The sequence below is a fragment of the Streptomyces sp. NPDC050997 genome (assembly GCF_040660135.1).
GTDB lineage: Bacteria > Actinomycetota > Actinomycetes > Streptomycetales > Streptomycetaceae > Streptomyces.
Map to the genome: position 1 here is coordinate 179,135 of NZ_JBFAGK010000003.1, position 16,669 is coordinate 195,803.

Sequence of the window (16,669 nt, forward strand, 5' to 3'; positions counted from 1 at the left end):
GCCGTGCACGCGAACGCTGCCCGGCCTTGTGGCGGCTGTCACGGCTGGGACGGCACGGTGGCGGTGCCCGAATTTGGCCATCCGGCTGCGCTCGCGCAAAGATCGGCCCATGGATGGGGATGCGCGGCTTCGCATCACGTTGCTCGGTACGTTCCAAGCATCTCGTGGTGGCAGTGCCCTGCCTGTGCCCGGGCCCCGCCTCCAGGGGCTGGTCGTACGTCTCGCGCTCGCCGGTGGGCGCGCCGTCACGCAGAGCACCCTCATCGACGCGATCTGGCCGGAGAACCCTCCAGCCAATCCCACACATGCCCTGCAGGCCCTCGTGTCACGACTTCGCCGTGCAATCGGCTCCTCCACCGCCGTCACACAGGCCGCAGGCGGCTACCGGCTGGACGTGTCCGCAGGCGACGTGGATGCGCTGCGCTTCGAGCAGCTCGCCGCAGCCGGCCGGGAGCGTCTGCGCGCCGGCGACGCGCAGCACGCGGCTGCTCTGCTCGGTGAAGCCGTCGCCCTGTGGATCGAGCAGCCCGGCGCTGAGCCTGCCACCGTCGTTGCGGTGGAACCCGCGGCCGCGACCCGCTTGGCCCACTCCTCGGTCGAGGCCACCGCCGACCTCGCCGAAGCCGAGCTGGCCTTGGACAACGCTGGGCAGGCAGCTGTCCGCCTGACCGGCTTGCTGTCCCAGCACCCCGTATTTGAGCGCGCCGTCGCGCTGCTCATGGACGCACTCGCCTCCCAGGGCCGTCAGGCCGAGGCTCTGGCCCGCTACGAAGAGTTCCGCGAGACGCTGGCTGATGAGTTCGGCACCGATCCGGGCGTCGCGCTACGCGAACGGCACCTGCATCTGCTGCGGGCCGAGCAGCCCGCACCCGCCGCCACTGCGCCCAAGGGAGCAGGTGAGACGCCGAGTAATCTGCCCATCCCGCTGACCAGCTTCATCGGCCGTGATGACAACCTGGCCCGGATCGACACCCTGCTCGCTGCGGGGCGGCTGGTCACCGTGCTCGGCCCCGGCGGCGCCGGCAAGACACGCCTGGCCGTCGAGGCCGCCCGCCGCCACCGCGACGCATACCGTGACGGCGCCTGGCTGATCGACCTTGCCTCGGTCACCGACCCCAGCAAGGTCGGCGGCGTTCTGCTGGCCGCGATCGGCCTGCGCGGCTCCGCGCTGTTCGACGCCTCCGCCAGGCTGCGCAGCGACCCCGCCGACGAACTCGATGTGCTGACCGACCAGTTGGACGGCCGCGAGATTCTGCTCGTCGTCGACAACTGCGAGCACGTGATCGACGCGGCAGCACACCTTCTCTCAGCGCTGCTGGCCCGCTGCGCCGGACTGCGCGTCCTGGCCACCAGCCGAGAACCGCTGGCGATCGACGGTGAGGCACTGGTCCCGCTCGGCCCATTGGCTCTGCCCGACCCGAACGCGGACATCCAACAGGCCCGCCGCGCGGCATCGGTACGTCTGTTCACCGATCGGGCAGCCGCGGTGCGCCCCGGATTCGACATCGCCGAGCACAACCTGGCGGATGTACTGCGCATCGTGCGCAGCCTGGACGGTCTGCCGCTCGCCCTGGAACTGGCCGCCGCCCGCCTGCGCACACTGACGCTGACCGATCTGGCCGACGGGCTGTCCGACCGGTTCCGGCTGCTCACCACCGGCAGCCGCACTGCCTTTCCACGCCACCGCACACTGCGAGGAGTCATCGCGTGGAGCTGGGACCTGCTCCCCGCGGGCGCACGGACCGTCGCAGAGCGGATCGCGGTCCTGCCCGGTGGCATCACGCCGGCTTCGGCTGCCGCGGTATGCATGGGAACCACCGTGCCGGTCCGCGACATCCCAGAGCTCCTCGCGGACCTGGTGGACCGGTCGTTGCTGCAGCTGTCACCCGACACCGGTCGGCACCGGATGCTGGAGACGATCCGGGAATACGGCCTGGAGAGGCTGGCCGAGCAGAACACCCTGACCAGTGTGCGGAGCCTGGCTGCCCACTACTGCGCTGACCTGGTGGCCCACTACGACCCGCTGACCCGTGGGCCCGAGCAGCTCCACGCCCTCCACATCCTGCGTGCCGAGCACGACAACGTGCTTGCCGCGCTGCGACACCTCTGCGACACCGGCAACGCTGACGGAGCGATCGCGCTTGCCCTCAACCTGACCTGGTACTGGCAGATGCTCAGCCGCCGAGACGACGCCGCCTACTGGCTCGGGCAGGCAGTCGCGCTCCCGACCGGCAGGCCCGGTGTCGAGCACGAGATCGCCGAAGGACTGCTGCTGCTCAACTCCCAAGCCGGTCAGAGCGCACTGTTCAGTGGCTCCTTCAAGGAAGGAAGCACACAGCTGCGGACCCTCACCGACCGTCTGCTGAGCCACCGCGAACTGCCCGGCTTCACCGGCGCGCTGGCCACCATCAAACTCGCTCTCCCGCACAGGACACAGGAAGGTGAGGCGATCATCCAACGCCTGGCTGACGGGCCGGATGCGTGGCTGGCCGGGTACGCCCGCATCTCGCGCGCCCACGCCGCCGAAAACGAAGGCGACCTCGACCAGGCGCGCGCCGACGCAACCGCAGCCCTGGAATGCTTCACTCAGTCCGGCGACCACTGGGCACTGGCCACAGCACTGCCGCTGCGCTCCCTGCTTCGTCAGTACGACGGCGAACTCAAAGGCGCACTCAGCGACTTGAAGGAGGCCAAGCAGCTGGCCGGCGAGTTCGGAGCGCTCAGTCTCAACGATGAGATCTACATCGACCTGCGCCAGTTCGATCTCCTGGTGCGGCTCGATCAGACCGCGCAGGCGACCGAGATGATCGCCACAACGCGGGAACGCGCGCTCCGTTCCACGTCGCCCGCGATGGCCGTCCTGCTCGACGCCCGCGAAGCCCGGCTGATGGTGCAAACGGGCAACCTGGACCGCGCACGCCAGCTGATCGAGTCGGCCGAGTCCGGACTCTCCACCCAGCTTCCGCTCGACGACGACCACGGCCGAGCCCTGATCGCGACCGTGCGGGCCGAACTCTGCCTCCGACTCGCCGACGGGCCTGGTGCCGCGCACGCACTGACCCGGGCATACACGGCAGCGGTCAACAGCCAGGACCTGCCGATCGTGGCGACCGTGGCAGTGACCGTCGCCGGACTCGCCGAACTGCACGAGCGACACCGCGACGCAGCCGTCATACTCGGCGCAGCCGCCCGCCTCCGTGGCGCCCACGACCGTACCGACCCGCACATCCGGACGCTGAGCACGCGCATCAGCTCGGCGCTCGGTGACAAGGATTTCGCCGAGGCGTACACAGCAGGATGGCAACTGAACGTGACAGCCGCCCTCGCCCGCGCTGACCCAGCTCTTGTCACGCCCCCGCTGCCATAGAGGACAACGCAGAGCCAGATGCGACCGGGCTTGGACGCCGCGCTCGCTGTGAGCTGCCCTCCGGCGCGACGGGCGCAGTCATGTTCGCGCCGGCCAGGACAGACAGCAGGCGTAGCTTGCTGGCCGCCTCGCTGTCGGGGTCTGCGGTGACGACGACGATGCACACGTCCGGAGCCGTGCGCCGAGAGCACGTCCTCGCCGCGTACGGCCAACGAGCACGGGGGAAGGCGGTCGTCGGCGAAGGCGACGCAAGGAGCTTCCACGTAGTTCAGCACAGTGTTGCGAGCGGGCGCCGGGTCTGGGCCAGGCCGTGTAACCACCTTGAGTCGGGCGTCTAGGGTGATCGCTGCCGGTATGCGATCGGCATCAGCCTGAGGACCGTTCAGTGCGACGATCCACGCCCAGGTCATGTCCTCCTGGGCGAGAAGGCTCTCGTAAAGGTCCCTGAGGAAGAGGAGCCGGTTGGGCCGTAGACCGGTCGGAGTAATCACGGCGACGTCAGGTTGGTCGAGGTTGCGCATCAGGGTGAGGCTCCAGGAGAGGGAGGCGGAGTTGGAGGCTCAACACGCCGAACTTGACAGGGAACAGACCCGGTCGGTGTACAGCTTCGTCGTCAGCTGGAGGCCGCAGCCTCCGAGCAGCAGCCCGCACCAGAACGTGTCGTGCTCGTGATGGCGGCGAACGGCATCCAGCTCGATCGCCTCCAACGGCAGCATCAGCGGATCTTCCGAGTCCGCACCGCCCAGGACCGCCGTCTGAATCTGCCGCCTGTCACCCTGCACGAACCCCCACCTTTCGTCCCAACTCATCGTGCCGCCAGCGGTGTTGGCCCTCCAGACGATCGACGACTGCGGGCCGCGAGATCCAGGGCGAAGACAAGCCCGATGACCCCGACAGCTACTGGAAGGACTCCAGGTAGCTAACAGCGGCCCGAAGGTGGTTCACAGAATCCTTGAATCGGCCGAGCCCGTTGTTGCAGCTGTTGCATAGGAGCCCTCGCACACACTCTCCACACGACTTCTTTCCGGGACAACAGGAGTGGTCGTGGTCAACCTGGGATCGATTGTCATCGGCGAACCCCACCCCGCATACAGCACAACAGTTGCCCTGGTCCTCCAGCATCCGAAGAAAGTCTTCGGGCTCCGTGCCGTACATAGCCCGCCGTCGGCTGTCGTTATTGCACGTCTTGCATCCGCGCGCGCCATCCGGCTTAGAAGTACGTCGTCTCGTGATCGCTCTTCCGGACCTCGGACCCTGGACACGGCCCAGGACCCGTTCGCCGGCGTGCTGGACCAGGACGCTCTCCCCGCCGTACAGCAACGTGACCAACTCGTCCCGGTCGGCCGGCTCCGCCCAGTCCAGCAGGTCCCACCGCGGCGGCGCCTCACCCGGCAGGTCGCGCCGCACGTACGCCTGGGGCATCAGTACCTCGCGCCGAATGGAGAGCAGGGCATCGCGCACCGGGCCGGGTCGTAGAACGCCCGTCTCCTCCAGCCGGGCGACCATGGCCTCCCGGGCCGCGACCGTGTCCTGGGCGATGCCCATCGGCGTGTGCGCCGGGGCCGCTTCGGGTGTGGCGGGATCAGCCGGTTCGGTCTCCTGTGCTGGTGCGCTGTCCTGTGCCGAGGCCAACGCGTCCTCCAGTCTCTGTCGCGCCATAGTTCGAGTACGTCTGGTTCAACGAGACGAGAGAGCTTTCGAACGCACGTTTTTCAGACGCGCTGAGATCTGCTTGAGGACGAGGGAGAGCCGAGGGGGACGGGACGTATGAGATGCAACGACCCTTGCCCGGACAGGCCCGAGGCGACAGAGATCTTGGCCGAAACGCCGAGTGCCCGGCAGGCTCCCGGGAGTGTGCCTGAGCCAATACAGAAGAGACCCCAGCCGGCCGGGCCGCCTTCCCACCGATCTTCTTGTGGCGGTTGGAGACGCACGGCTGGGATCTGCTCACCTTCGACTGGAACCGCATCTGCCGAAGCGCCGCGGGCAGGGCGGGCGTCGGCAGTGTCACCGCCATGTGATCAAGGGGTTTCTGTTCGGGCAGCGGACCAACCTGCCCAGGCGGGGGCTGGCGGCCCGCGACGCGATTCTGCACCAGCCTTGTGCGGGGCGGGCGGCCACTGCGGCGAGCTCCTTCTGTAGGCGGTCGAAGGCGTGGCGGCCCACGGCATCCGGATTACGTAGGATCCCTGCGCGGCTCCCTCCGTAGCCAGTCGCGGGCCCCGCCCTGAACTTGCTTGCGGGCGGCCGTCTACGCTCATTGACCGGCGCGGCATTGATCGCGCCGGACGGGTTCACCAGGGGGAGTGTGCGGTGCGCGCGGGGCTGATCAGGTTGTGGCGGTGGACGGCGTGGGGCGGGATCGGGCTGAGTCTCTATGCGGGCTGGCTGACGGCCGATGACATCCGGGACCGTGCTTCCAGTGAGCGGGACATCAGCGCGGCGTGCGACGGGCTCGTGTCGGGGGCCGCGGTGATGGATTTGCAGGGCGGGATGGTCCGGGCGAAGGCCGCCGACTACGACGAGTCCCGGCTCGATGCGCGCGAACTGTACAGTTCCTGCACGATCTACAAGGTGCCCGGCCCCGGGAACACCACGAGTCTGTTCACGCTGGCGGTGGGGCGCAGCGACGCCTCCCAGCCGATGAACTGGATCGGTGACAACGGCGGACTCGAGCCGTTCTCTGCCATTGGCCGCGGCGAGCAGACCGATGCCACGGCGGTTGCCGACCAGCGCTCCGAATCGTGGCCGATGGGTGACGGCACGCTGGGCCGGTACGGGAACCGGTACACGACCGTCCGCGCCGAGTGCGGCTCGGGTAGCCGTGCGACGGCCCCGAAGCTGCTGAACGTCACCGCCCGCGCCGACTACGACGACGTCTCTGCAGCGGACCGTGAACGCCTCGCCCGCCTCGCCCGCTCCGCCGCCGAGGCGGCAGCCGACCGGATCGGCTGCCAGACCCGACTGGCCGCCCTGCCCGGCCGACACCTTCCGGCCGTGCCGATCACCCTCCGCCCCGCGAAGACGGCGGACGGCTCCTGCCGTTGGTTCGCCGGACACATCAAGCAGCACGGACAGGGCCGGCTGCCCGACCGTGCCCTCGTCGTACCTGTCCGGGACGCGAACCCCCTCGAAGGCTGTCTTCTGGCGGTCAGCCCCGTCCAGGTGGGCCGGATCGCCGACGGCCTGAACGGCGACGAGCGCGACTACGCACGCAGTGCGCTCACCCACTCGCCGTGGTGGCTGCGGACCGTCCCCACCGTGCGCGGAGGCGCGCACGGTGGGATACGAGGGCATCGGCGCAGAGGACAGGATCATCGAACCGGGAACGGCCGGACACACAAGCGGAGCATGGTGTGCCTCCTCCGTCTGCGACGGCAAACCAGCCTTGCACACCCTCAGTTCCAGCTACACCTACGACAACATCCTCGGCTCCCAGAGGCTGAACTCCTTGTTCCGCGCATACGTCGACCACATCACGAAGCGGCGCGGCTGCACCGACGTGACGTACCCGGTCGCTAAGGACTTCCGCATCCCCTAGTACGCGTTGCTGAACCCTGATCGGCCACCGGAACGATGCACATCGTCTTCGGCCCGGACTTGGTTCCGTCCGAATGGCCAGGGACCGAGACCGGGGGTGCATCAGCCTCAACGCGGCCGTGTCCCACTGTGTGGCTGTCGAGGTGTCGGCGGCAGCCGCCGAAGAGGACCGAAGGCGGCCGCCGAGCACCCCACCGTCCGCAAGAACCTCGGCGATTTCGCCACCGAGGTCGGTGAGCCCCCGGCGGTGAGTGGGGGCCGACCACGACGGGCGACTCGTCGCGCCGCCATGCACCGCGACAGGCTTCCAGGGTCACCTGAGCGCCGCCCGCGCCGGCCGGCTTGGGCGGCGCTCGAGTCGTCGAGGTCAGCTCTTCCCGAGCAACTGACGCACATGCTGGACGATCTCTTCGTTGGTGTAGGCATGGCCCGCGATGCCCCAGCCACCAGGAACCGCTTCGGTGAGGGCGACCCAGGTCCGCTCGGCGAGGGACGGGTCCCCCGCGGCCGATGCCACCAGTTCCGAGAGTTCCTTGACCAGGCCGAGCTGCTGCTCCCTGTTCAGCGCCCCGGCATTGGTCGTAACGGTCACACGTACGTGGTCGTTGCTTCCAGCGGCAGTGGAGAAGGTGTCCGCGTCCAGTTCGTGCACGAACGCCGCAGTGTTGTCCGAGAAGAACGGGATGACCGGAACCTTCTCCCAGCGCATGATCGCCTGTGCGAGATCCTGAGCCAGACCCTTACGGTCCTTGATGATCCCCTTGGCGGCGTAGACGTCGATCATGGGCATGAGATCGTTCCTCACTCTGTTGTGTCTTGTTTCTCAGATCGGGTGCGTGGCCATCCTGCCGTTCACACAGGTGCCACAGATCCCGAGGAGTGCGTAGTCCGCGCACATGGGCGCGTAGTGTCGCCGACACCTGTGCGCAGGTCGAAGCCCGTGTCGGCAGCTCAGGCACGGCACAGCTGCTTTTCTGGAGCTCGACGGTGGACCTGGCCGGCGGAGCGCGCGAGAACGAGGGTGCGCGGGCGTTATGCGTCGGGTAGCGCTGAGCGACGGCGGCCTGCGCCACATGCCCGTACACGTACACGTACCCCGTACACGTACTACGAACTGCACGGGATGCCGTACGGGGTCGGCACGCATGAGACTCGAAGCCGCGGTGCGAGCTTGGGCGCCACTTCCGAATGCCTCTCTCAGACCGCCGGGTGCCACGTACGAACCGGGAGGCGCAGTTGATGAAAGTAGTCGTCGTGGGAGGGCATGGCAGGGTTGGCCTGCTGCTCACACAGAGGCTGAGCCGTGCCGGCCAGGAGGTGATCGGCACTGTGCGCTCCCCCCGCCACTTCGCCGACGTGTTGTCGGCGGGCGGCAGACCTGCCCTGCTGGACATCGCTTCGTGTGACGTCGACACGCTGGGCGACGTGCTGATGGATGCTCAAGCAGTCGTTTTCGCCGCCGGTGCGGGCTACGGGAGCAGTACGGCGCAGAAGGAGTCCGTCGACCGGGATGGCGCCGTCCTCGTGGCGGACGCCGCCGAACGGGTGGGCGTGCGTCGCTACGTACTGGTTTCCTCCATGGGCGTCGACTACCAGTCCAAGGGCCATGACGCCGATTCTTTCCAGACCTATCTGCGTCTGAAGGGCCAGGCGGACGCCGACGTGCGAGGACGGAACCTGGACTGGACGATTGTGCGCCCCTCCGGGCTGGACGATGGTCCGGGCACTGGCCGGGTCAGGGTCGGAGAGCGGCTCGGTGGCGGCAGTATCCCCCGGGAAGACGTGGCCGCTCTGCTATATCGGGTGATTGTCGAGGATCTCGCGGTCAGGAAGCAGTTCGAGGTCACGTCGGGCGCGGACCGGATCGACGATCTTGTTTGGTGAATCACGCATGGCAAAGGAACGTGACATGGCCAGTGACAGTCCGTTGGGCATCAACGTCCACGTAGCCCCTATACGGCCGTTCGCGGGTGCGGGCGGGGCAGGCGCCCGAGGACCGGCCGATGTGGTCGCCGTTGAGCAGCACGCTCATCACCGGGGACCGAGGGTGGCATGGATCGCCGATCTGGACGCCATCGCCGCCCTGAGCCCGAGCATCGTCGTGTCGGGACACAAGCGGGTGGGGCGCCCGATTCTCCCGTCGGAACGAGAGGTGCCCGCATTCACCTCGGTGAGGTCTGCCCCAGGCGCCGATACGCGAGGCCGTCGTCCAGTCTGGTGGGTTTCATGATGAGACTCGCTATCGTGGGGGCATGAAACGGACGTCGTTCGCCAACTGGCCTTGCTCCATCGCGCGGGCCGTGGACCTGCTGGGCGACCACTGGACGCCTCTGGTGGTACGGGAAGCGTTCTACGGGATCCGTCGCTTCGACGAGTTCCAGAAGGAGTTGGGCATCGCCCGCAACACGCTGACCGACCGGCTGTGCCGCCTTGTGGACGAGGGGGTCCTGGAGAAGCGGCTCTACGAGAGGGAGCCGCCGCGCTACGACTACGTCCTCACGGAGAAAGGGCGTGACCTGTTCGCCGTGCTCGCCGCGATGTCCTCGTGGGGTGACCGGTGGCTGACCGGAGAACAGGGTGTTCCCGTGGTGTTCCATCACGACGCGTGCGATCACGACACCACGGTCGAGGTCGTCTGCTCCATGTGCCGTAAGCCACTTCGGTCGCAGGAGACCTCGATGCGGATGGGGCCCGGATATCCCGAACGCCTCAAACGGCGGCCGGATGTGCGACGTCGATTCGGCACCGCCTGACTGTCCTCGGGTGCCGTCCCCGAACGGGCGGGATCCCTTGACAGGTGAGTCTCATAAAGCAACTCTGGTGGTCGTAACCCCTTAGTGGCAAGGAGGCCGACGACCTTGGAGTGGACGGGCGCGCGCTACACGGACAAGCCTACGGTTGAGGTGCGAACCTGGATCGGGGCCGCACCGGACAGGGTGTGGGCCCTGGTCAGTGACATCGAGCTGATGCCGGGCATGAGTGAGGAGCTCCAGTCGGTCGAGTGGCTCGATGGTGCCACCGGCCCAGCCGAGGGGGCCAGGTTCGTCGGCCGCAGCCGGCACGAAGCGTTGGGCACGTGGGAGACCACGTCCCATGTCATCGAGTGCGAACCGGAGTTGGTCCTCGCCTGGGCGGTGGAGGATCCGTCCCACCCCTCCGCAGTCTGGCGATTCCGGCTTCGGCCCGAGGATGGTGGGACCGAACTCTCGCAATGGATGCAGCTGGGGCCGGGGCGTTCCGGCTTGTCCGTGGCGATCGACCGGATGCCGGAGAAGGAACAGAAGATCGTGTTCGTGCGGATGAGGGAGTTCGAGCGCTGCATCACCTCCACGCTTGCGCAGATCAAGCAGCGGGCGGAGGCATGATGCGCACAGCCACCACGATCGAGGCCTCCGGCGGTGAACGCTGGTCCGAGCAGGCGGACTTCGTCGTCGAGGCCGAGAAGCTGGGCCTGGACGTCTGCTGGGTCGCTGAGGCCTGGGGCTCTGACGCGCCTTCCGCCCTCGGGTACTACGCGGCGCTGACCGACCGAATGCTGCTGGGCTCCGGTGTCATGCAGCTGGGCACACGGACCCCGGCGGCCGTTGCGCAAACGGCGATCACCCTCTCCAACCTGTCGGGCGGGCGCTTTCTGCTCGGCCTCGGTGCCTCCGGTCCGCAGGTGATCGAGGGGCTGCACGGCGTTCCCTTCGACCGGCCTCTGCGGCGCATGCGTGAGACCGTGGAGATCGTGCGCCGGGTGCTCGACGGTGGCCGACTCTCCTACTCCGGCACGGAGTTCACGATCCCGCTGCCCGGCGGCGACGCCGTCCCGATGCGGCTGTCGATGCGTGCCGAACACGGGGTACCCATCTACCTGGCCGCGTTGTCACCAGCCATGCTCCGGCTGACCGGCGAGCTCGCCGACGGCTGGCTGGGCACCAGTTTCGTCCCTGAGGGCGCGGCCGACGCCTACTTCGCCCACCTCGAAGACGGCCTGGCTCGCGGTGACCGGACGCGCGCGGACCTGGATGTCTGCCAAGGGGCCGAAGTCGCATTCGCGCCTGACGAGGAGGCGCTGGGAGCGATGATCGCCGGGCGCAAGAAGGAACTGGCTTTCAGTCTTGGGGGCATGGGCTCGGCATCCGCCAACTTCTACAACAACGCATACAGCCGCCAGGGTTGGGCCGAAGTCGCTGCCGAGGTGCGCGAACGATGGCAGGCCGGCGACCGGGACGGCACGGCCCGTCTGGTGACCGACGAGATGGTGCTGAGCACGACGCTGATCGGCACGGAGGCCATGGTCCGCGAGCGGCTGACAGTCTGGCGCGACGCCGGCGTCGACACCGTCCGCCTCTATCCGGCCGGGGAGACACTGGAGGACCGACTCGCCACGCTGGGCAGGGCGATCGAGCTGGTTCGCGAGACCGGTAGCGCCTCCTGAGAATGCCCGCGTCTCGATCTTCAGTAGCTCGGGACGGGGAGCCGGTGGACCTGGTGATTGATCACGCCGATGCCTTGTAGGAACGTCCACCGGCTCGTGGCACCGTCTCGTGGCACCGGCTCGTGGGTCCGACGAATCCGTAGCCCTGAGGCCTCAGTTGTTCACGAGGCCAGACTTCGAATGGTGCACCGGGCTGCGGTACCCGCCGCCCACGCCGTGAGCCCGCTAGGCCCGGGACGATCGAGAAGCTCATCCCGTGTGGCAACGACCGTTGGCCGGACTGTCTCGCACCGCTAGCCCGAAGTGGTGCCGTCGGGCCGGTTGGCCAGGTCGCGCCGGGAACGAACGTCGAGTTTCCGGAAAACCTTGCGCAGGTGGTAGTCGACGGTGTGCACACTGAGATAGAGCTGGGCCGCGATCTCCGCGTTCGTGGCCCCGCCGGCCGCCAGCCGTGCCACCCGCGCCTCCTGGGCGGTCAGCGTCTCGCCACCGCTGGGCGCGGGCCTGCCCGGCGGCAGTCGTTCGCCGGCCGCGGACAGTTCCTGCGCCGTCCTGGCCGCGTGACCTTGAGCGCCCATCGCCTCGAACAGCTCATGAGCGATGCGCAGTTCGCGCCGGGCGTCCTTGGTTCTGCGTTCGCGGCGCAGCCACTCGCCGTAGAGCTGGCGGCTGCGTGCCCGCCGCAGCGGGCCCCGGGCGTCCTCGTGGTGCGCGATGGCGCGCAGGTACAGTCGCTCTGCCTCCGAGGGATCCGCGGTGGTCAGCGCCCGGGCCCGGGCAAGGTCACCGAGCAGACCCGGGACGGGTGTCCTGCCCGCCAACCGGGACAGGCGCTCCGACAACTCCAGCGCCTCGTGATCCTTGCCGCAACGTGACGCGGCCTCGACCATGTCGACGAGGGCGAACTTCAGTTGGGATGTGTCCCCGATCTGGCCGTCCAGGCTTACGAACGCTTCCTCGTAGCGGCCCCGGCTCAGCTCCACCACGCAGCGGGCGTAGTCGAGGAAGAGCAGTTGGTAGCCCTGCCCCGTGCGGGCGGCATGCTCCCGTACGGCCTCCGTCAGGAGGCGAGCCTCCTCGAACTGGCCGCGCCACGCGGCGATCAGGAGCGCGCCGAGATGCAGCTCGGCGCCGCGTGCCTCCTCCAGCGCCGTCCGCTGATCGAACAGGCGCTGGGACTCGGTGAGGCGGCCCGCGATCAGCTCCGACAGAGCCGTGTGGCTGAGGGCCAAGGCCATTGGAATGACCGCGCCCTGACGCCTGGCTTCGGCGTGCAGCCGCCAGGCGAGGTCGTGCAGGGCAACGTCGTCGCCGAGGATGGTCGCGTATGAGCAGGCCGCAGCCAGCCACTGGAACAACTCCGGAGCCGTCGACTCCTCGTGCCGTACTGTCTCGATGGCCTGTCGTAGTCCCGGGGCCGCCCTGTCCAGTCCTTCGAGATGGACCTCCGTGTCAGCCTCCAACAGCACGTCCGCCGTTGTGGCCGCTGCCCCGGCCGGCAGTGGCAGCGAGCGAGCGGTCTCGGCGACGCTGAGGCGCGACGCGCCCCGCGGTGAAAGGGAGCCGCTGATCTGTGCCTGTACGAGGGCTTCCACAACGATGTCGCGGGCGAGCCGGATATCGACCGGACCCAGCTCTCGGGCCGCGGCCAACAGGGCGTGCGTCGCTGCCGCCGGCGCGCCGGTCAACCGGTGGATGCGTGCCTGAACGCGCTGTACCAGACCGTTGTAGCGTCGATCTTGGCGATAGGCGGCCGCTTCGTTCAGCAGTGCCTGCGCCCGTCTCGGCGAGCCGGCCACGGCACTGGCCTCCGCCGCGCCCAGGAGACGGCGGGCGCGCGCGAGTGGGTCCGACGTCAGGGACGCGGCACGTGCCAGGAGGGACGAGCTGCTGGCCCAGCCGCCTCGGTCACGGGTGCGTTGCGCAGTGCGCTCGAGTTCCGCCGCCACGTCGTCGTCCGGGTCTGTGGCCGCTGCCGCCAGGTGCCAGGCGCGCAGGTCGAGCTCGCCGAGTTCCGCGGCTACCTCGGCCAGCGCGGCATGGACTCTCGAGCGCTGAGCCAGGGGAGCTCCGTAGTAGATGGCCGAACGGATCAGCGGATGACGGAATCTGACGGTCTCCCGGATCGAGAGGAGGTTGCGCTCCTCCGCCTCGGCCGCCGCGTCGGCATCGAACCCCAGCTCCGGCCCGGCTCGCCACAGCACGTTCGGATCACCGGTGGGATCGGCCGCGGAGGCCAGTAGCAGCGTTCGCGTCTGCGGGGGCAGCGTGCGTGCTTCGCTCAGGTAGACCCGTTCCAGGGTCTCGCCGAGGGGCACGGGGTCCGGCAGCGGTGCCTGACCACTGAGTTGGTCGGAGCTCAGTTCCCTCGCTGCCTCGACCAGAGCGAGGGGATTGCCTCCCGTGGCGGCGACGATCCGGCGGGCGACGTCCGGATCGAGGCTTCCGGAGGCGACTGCTTCCAGCAGTTGCCTGGAGGCTTCCGCGTCCAGGCCGGTCACGGCCAGTTCGGGAAGCCCCGCCAGGTGGTCGACCTGGTCGGTCTGATCCCGGGCGGTGAAGACCATCGCGGCAGCGTCGGCGTGCAGCCGGCGGGCCGCGAAGGAAAGCACCGCGGCGGACTCCTCATCGAGCCAGTGCGCGTCGTCCACGAGACAGAGCAAGGGCCTGTCGTCGGCGCGCACGGACAGCAGTCCGAGGGAGGCGAGTGCGACAAGGAACCGGTCGGGCGGGCTGGTCTGCTCCTGAAGCCCGAAGACCTGGCACAGCGCATCGCGCTGCGGATCGGGCAGCTTGGGCAGCTGAGCCAGATGCGGCCTGAGCAGGTGGTACAGCCCCGCGAAGCCCAGCTCGGCCTCGGACTGCACGGCGTCGAATCGAATGACCTCAAAACTTGCGGCGGCCATGGACTGCACATGATCGAGCAGTGCTGTCTTGCCCGTCCCGGGGGCGCCCCGCAGCACAAGGGCACCGCTCATACCCCGGCGGGCGCCTTCGAGCGTGGCCGCCAGCCGACCGCGTTCCTCGTCCCGCCCGAACAACTCGACCACAATGCCACCTCTTGCCGGTACGGGCCATGTGCTTGCTTATGGGCCCGCATGGCTGACCACGGTAGTCGCTCCTTGCCTCGCAAGCCGATCAAGCCTGCGGACGGAAGCGTCAGTCGCCGGTGGCGGCCGGTGTCACCTCCTGCTGTGGTACCAGTTCCCGCACTACGACGCCGGGTCGGGTGAGCAGGTAGGGGGCCGTGAGGTAGTTCCACATCGCGTAACCGGCGAAGTACAGCACGTGGAACTGGTCCCACGGGGTGTCCGGGTCGTGGTCGGCGAAGGACTCGCGGGGAGCGGTTCGTTCGGCTACGACCTCGCCGTCCTGCTTCTCGATCGTGACACCAAAGAGGCACTTGCCCAGTGCGAAGGCCGTAAAGGTGAGTCTGCTGCCTGATGCTGTTCCGGCGGAGGCGTTCGCGAACGCCTCACGCTTTCGGGACGACCTATTCGGCTGTCTGACCGCGCGCGGGGACGAACTGTTCGAGCTCATCGACGCGTTGCTGTGCGCGGACGGTCCGGTGACGTCGCCGGTAGACCTGACGCTGGTGGCCGAGCACCGGCGCGGGCACGGCGCCGGACCGCTCACGGCGGACCGGCGCAAGCCCTGGGAGAAGACCACTCGCCCTGGCACGGCCCTGACACCGACTCGCGTCCGGCGCGGGTTCCGGCACCTCCGCCCGCACCTCCCCTGCCCGGCCCGTGCACCGAAACTCAGCCGCCCCGGCCCCGGGCGCCCGCCCGGCTCCAGGAACCGACCCCGCCACCCGCCACGACATCGGCAAGACCCTCAAACGCCCCGCGAGCATCACCGAACGTGACGAACGAGGCTAAGGAACAAGCTGAACCACTGTTGATGCTGTGGCGCGGTGCTTGGGAGACTTCGGGCCGCCAAGTTCAGGGGCAAGACTGTGCAACGACAACTGCCTCCCGCGAGCGGGCCATTACCGGTCCGGCCGCCACTGCCGCGAAGGGCACGGCTGTTCCGCCCAGGTGGACCGGACCCGGTGCAGCCGCAGATGCTGTTCCTCGCACCGTCACCCGTTCACTTCACTCCTGAGCGGCTTCCGAGTCGCCCAGCTCGGCGTCGGGATCGTATGCGTAGATCCAGCCGTTGGCGACGAGCGGGTCCTGCCGGGCGTAGGCCTTGTCGCGGGCCTGCTGTTCGGTGCCGTCCGGGAGATGGTTGCTGTGCGCGCGGTCGCGGCTGGCGTTCTGCAGCCGGGTGGTGCGTGGCAGGCGCAGCTGCTCGTATCTGCGCAGTGCCGCGGGCGGGTCGTCGATGCCGGCGGCCAGGCACCGGGCCAGCACCGCCGCGTCCTCGATCGCCTGGGCGGCGCCTTGGGCGAGGAAGGGCAACATCGGGTGCGCGGCGTCACCGAGCAGTGTCACTCCTGCCTCGGACCACCCGGACAGGGGCGCCCGGTCCAGCAGCGCCCAGCGGCCGGGCGTACCGGCGGCGCTGATGAGGTCGGTCAGCCGCTGGTCCCAGCCCTCGAACTCGGCAGGGAACTCCGCGACAGTGGCGGTCGCCGCCCAGGACTCGCCGGTGAAGTCGCCCGCGGGCGCGACAGCAACCAGGTTGACCAGCGTACCTGCTGAGACCGGGTAGTGGACCAGGTGGTGGTCGGGACCGATCCACAGCGTCTGGGCCGGGCGGCGGGCGAAGCGCGGGGCCCGCTCGGCAGGCACCAGGGCCCTGAAGGCACAGAGACCCGAGTAGGTCGCCGGCGAGGTGCCGAAAAGCGTGCCGCGCACGACGGAGTGAACCCCGTCGGCGCCGATCACGACGTCGGCCTCGGCCTGTCTCCCATGGGTGAAGTGGAGCCGCAGCGCGTCGCCCTCGTGGTCCAGGCCGATACATTCGTGACCGTGCCGGACGCTTCCGTCCGGCACGGATGACATGAGGGCGCTCAGCAGGTCCGCCCGGTGCGCGGTGTAGGTGCGCTCACCGTAGAGCCGTCCACAGGCGGCTGACAGGTCCTCCGAGGACAGGACCGTCCCGTCCTGCCAGCGCCTGAACTCCCAGCCGGTGTCGAGCCGCACTGCCCGCTCGCGGAACACGTCGAGCACCTTCAGTCTGTGGAGCTGACGGGCGGCGTTCGGCGCCACCAGTACCCCCGCACCCACCTCCATGAGACGGGGCGCCTGCTCGTACACCGTGCTGGGCAGCCCGGCACGGCGCAGGAACCCCGCCGTGGCGAGGCCACCGACACCGCCGCCCAGCACGGCGATCCTCGGCGGTGCGGTAGTGGACGCTGTCATCCTCACGGCTCCTCGGTTCGGGCGCTC

The 16,669-nt window shown here is 68.9% G+C and carries 12 protein-coding genes and 2 pseudogenes; 8 read left to right on the forward strand and 6 right to left on the reverse strand.

The features are described 5' to 3' along the window. Positions 1 to 184 precede the first annotated feature (184 nt). A complete protein-coding gene (locus AB0H86_RS07350; RefSeq protein ID WP_362434078.1) occupies positions 185 to 3,367 on the forward strand; it encodes a BTAD domain-containing putative transcriptional regulator in 3,183 nt (1,060 codons plus the stop codon). 560 nt (positions 3,368 to 3,927) lie between these two features. Here the strand turns inward: AB0H86_RS07350 and AB0H86_RS07355 are convergent. Beyond that, positions 3,928 to 4,149: a hypothetical protein gene (locus AB0H86_RS07355; protein WP_362434081.1), complete on the reverse strand. Its 222-nt coding sequence runs from the start codon at positions 4,147 to 4,149 to the stop codon at positions 3,928 to 3,930. A gap of 115 nt (positions 4,150 to 4,264) precedes the next feature. Next, positions 4,265 to 5,026 carry an endonuclease VII domain-containing protein gene (locus tag AB0H86_RS07360; protein WP_362434084.1) on the reverse strand — a complete coding sequence of 254 codons (762 nt, stop codon included), beginning with the start codon at positions 5,024 to 5,026 and terminating at the stop codon, positions 4,265 to 4,267. 654 nt (positions 5,027 to 5,680) lie between these two features. On the opposite strand from AB0H86_RS07360, the gene AB0H86_RS07365 reads away from it, so the two are divergent. Beyond that, positions 5,681 to 6,889: a hypothetical protein gene (locus AB0H86_RS07365; RefSeq protein ID WP_362434086.1), complete on the forward strand. Its 1,209-nt coding sequence runs from the start codon at positions 5,681 to 5,683 to the stop codon at positions 6,887 to 6,889. A gap of 385 nt (positions 6,890 to 7,274) precedes the next feature. Here the strand turns inward: AB0H86_RS07365 and AB0H86_RS07370 are convergent, their stop codons facing one another. Beyond that, positions 7,275 to 7,697, reverse strand: coding sequence for a hypothetical protein (locus tag AB0H86_RS07370; RefSeq protein WP_362434089.1), 423 nt, complete (start codon positions 7,695 to 7,697; stop codon positions 7,275 to 7,277). A gap of 449 nt (positions 7,698 to 8,146) precedes the next feature. Here AB0H86_RS07370 and AB0H86_RS07375 point away from each other — a divergent pair, with 449 nt between their 5' ends. From AB0H86_RS07375 to AB0H86_RS07390, 4 genes are all read left to right on the forward strand, one after another. Next, positions 8,147 to 8,791, forward strand: a complete 645-nt coding sequence (locus AB0H86_RS07375; RefSeq protein WP_362434092.1) for an NAD(P)-binding oxidoreductase — start codon at positions 8,147 to 8,149, stop codon at positions 8,789 to 8,791. A gap of 368 nt (positions 8,792 to 9,159) precedes the next feature. After that, positions 9,160 to 9,660, forward strand: a complete 501-nt coding sequence (locus AB0H86_RS07380; RefSeq protein WP_362434095.1) for a helix-turn-helix domain-containing protein — start codon at positions 9,160 to 9,162, stop codon at positions 9,658 to 9,660. A 105-nt stretch (positions 9,661 to 9,765) separates the two neighbouring features. Beyond that, entirely contained in the window at positions 9,766 to 10,272 is a 507-nt protein-coding gene (locus AB0H86_RS07385) for an SRPBCC family protein (protein ID WP_362434097.1), read from the forward strand. Next, complete coding sequence (locus AB0H86_RS07390; protein WP_362435212.1) at positions 10,272 to 11,330, forward strand: LLM class flavin-dependent oxidoreductase; 1,059 nt, start codon at positions 10,272 to 10,274, stop codon at positions 11,328 to 11,330. The genes AB0H86_RS07385 and AB0H86_RS07390 overlap by 1 nt, the downstream gene beginning before the upstream one ends. 293 nt (positions 11,331 to 11,623) lie before the next feature. Here the strand turns inward: AB0H86_RS07390 and AB0H86_RS07395 are convergent, their stop codons facing one another. Then, positions 11,624 to 14,380: an AAA family ATPase gene (locus AB0H86_RS07395; RefSeq protein WP_362434101.1), complete on the reverse strand. Its 2,757-nt coding sequence runs from the start codon at positions 14,378 to 14,380 to the stop codon at positions 11,624 to 11,626. A 109-nt stretch (positions 14,381 to 14,489) separates the two neighbouring features. Continuing rightward, the gene (locus AB0H86_RS07400) at positions 14,490 to 14,618 is read right to left on the reverse strand and encodes a hypothetical protein (RefSeq protein ID WP_362434103.1); all 129 of its coding nucleotides are present in this window, start codon (positions 14,616 to 14,618) and stop codon (positions 14,490 to 14,492) included. 139 nt (positions 14,619 to 14,757) lie between these two features. On the opposite strand from AB0H86_RS07400, the pseudogene AB0H86_RS07405 reads away from it, so the two are divergent. Together AB0H86_RS07405 and AB0H86_RS07410 are read left to right on the forward strand one after the other, a co-directional pair. Beyond that, a pseudogene (locus tag AB0H86_RS07405) lies at positions 14,758 to 14,955 on the forward strand (transposase); the annotation flags it as partial. Further along, positions 14,953 to 15,211, forward strand: a pseudogene (locus AB0H86_RS07410) (transposase); the annotation flags it as partial. The pseudogenes AB0H86_RS07405 and AB0H86_RS07410, both read left to right, overlap by 3 nt. Positions 15,212 to 15,427: 216 nt before the next feature. Here AB0H86_RS07410 and AB0H86_RS07415 read toward each other — a convergent pair. Next, entirely contained in the window at positions 15,428 to 16,642 is a 1,215-nt protein-coding gene (locus tag AB0H86_RS07415; protein ID WP_362434105.1) for an FAD-dependent monooxygenase, read from the reverse strand. Between the last annotated feature and the right edge of the window lie 27 nt (positions 16,643 to 16,669).

Bases quoted from the DNA above. Each gene is read 5' to 3' on its own strand.
- AB0H86_RS07360 (WP_362434084.1), bottom strand. From the start codon at position 5,026: ATGGCGCGACAGAGACTGGAGGACGCGTTGGCCTCGGCACAGGACAGC.
- AB0H86_RS07370 (WP_362434089.1), bottom strand. From the start codon at position 7,697: ATGCCCATGATCGACGTCTACGCCGCCAAGGGGATCATCAAGGACCGT.
- AB0H86_RS07375 (WP_362434092.1), top strand. From the start codon at position 8,147: ATGAAAGTAGTCGTCGTGGGAGGGCATGGCAGGGTTGGCCTGCTGCTC.
- AB0H86_RS07380 (WP_362434095.1), top strand. From the start codon at position 9,160: ATGAAACGGACGTCGTTCGCCAACTGGCCTTGCTCCATCGCGCGGGCC.
- AB0H86_RS07390 (WP_362435212.1), top strand. From the start codon at position 10,272: ATGCGCACAGCCACCACGATCGAGGCCTCCGGCGGTGAACGCTGGTCC.
- AB0H86_RS07415 (WP_362434105.1), bottom strand. From the start codon at position 16,642: ATGACAGCGTCCACTACCGCACCGCCGAGGATCGCCGTGCTGGGCGGC.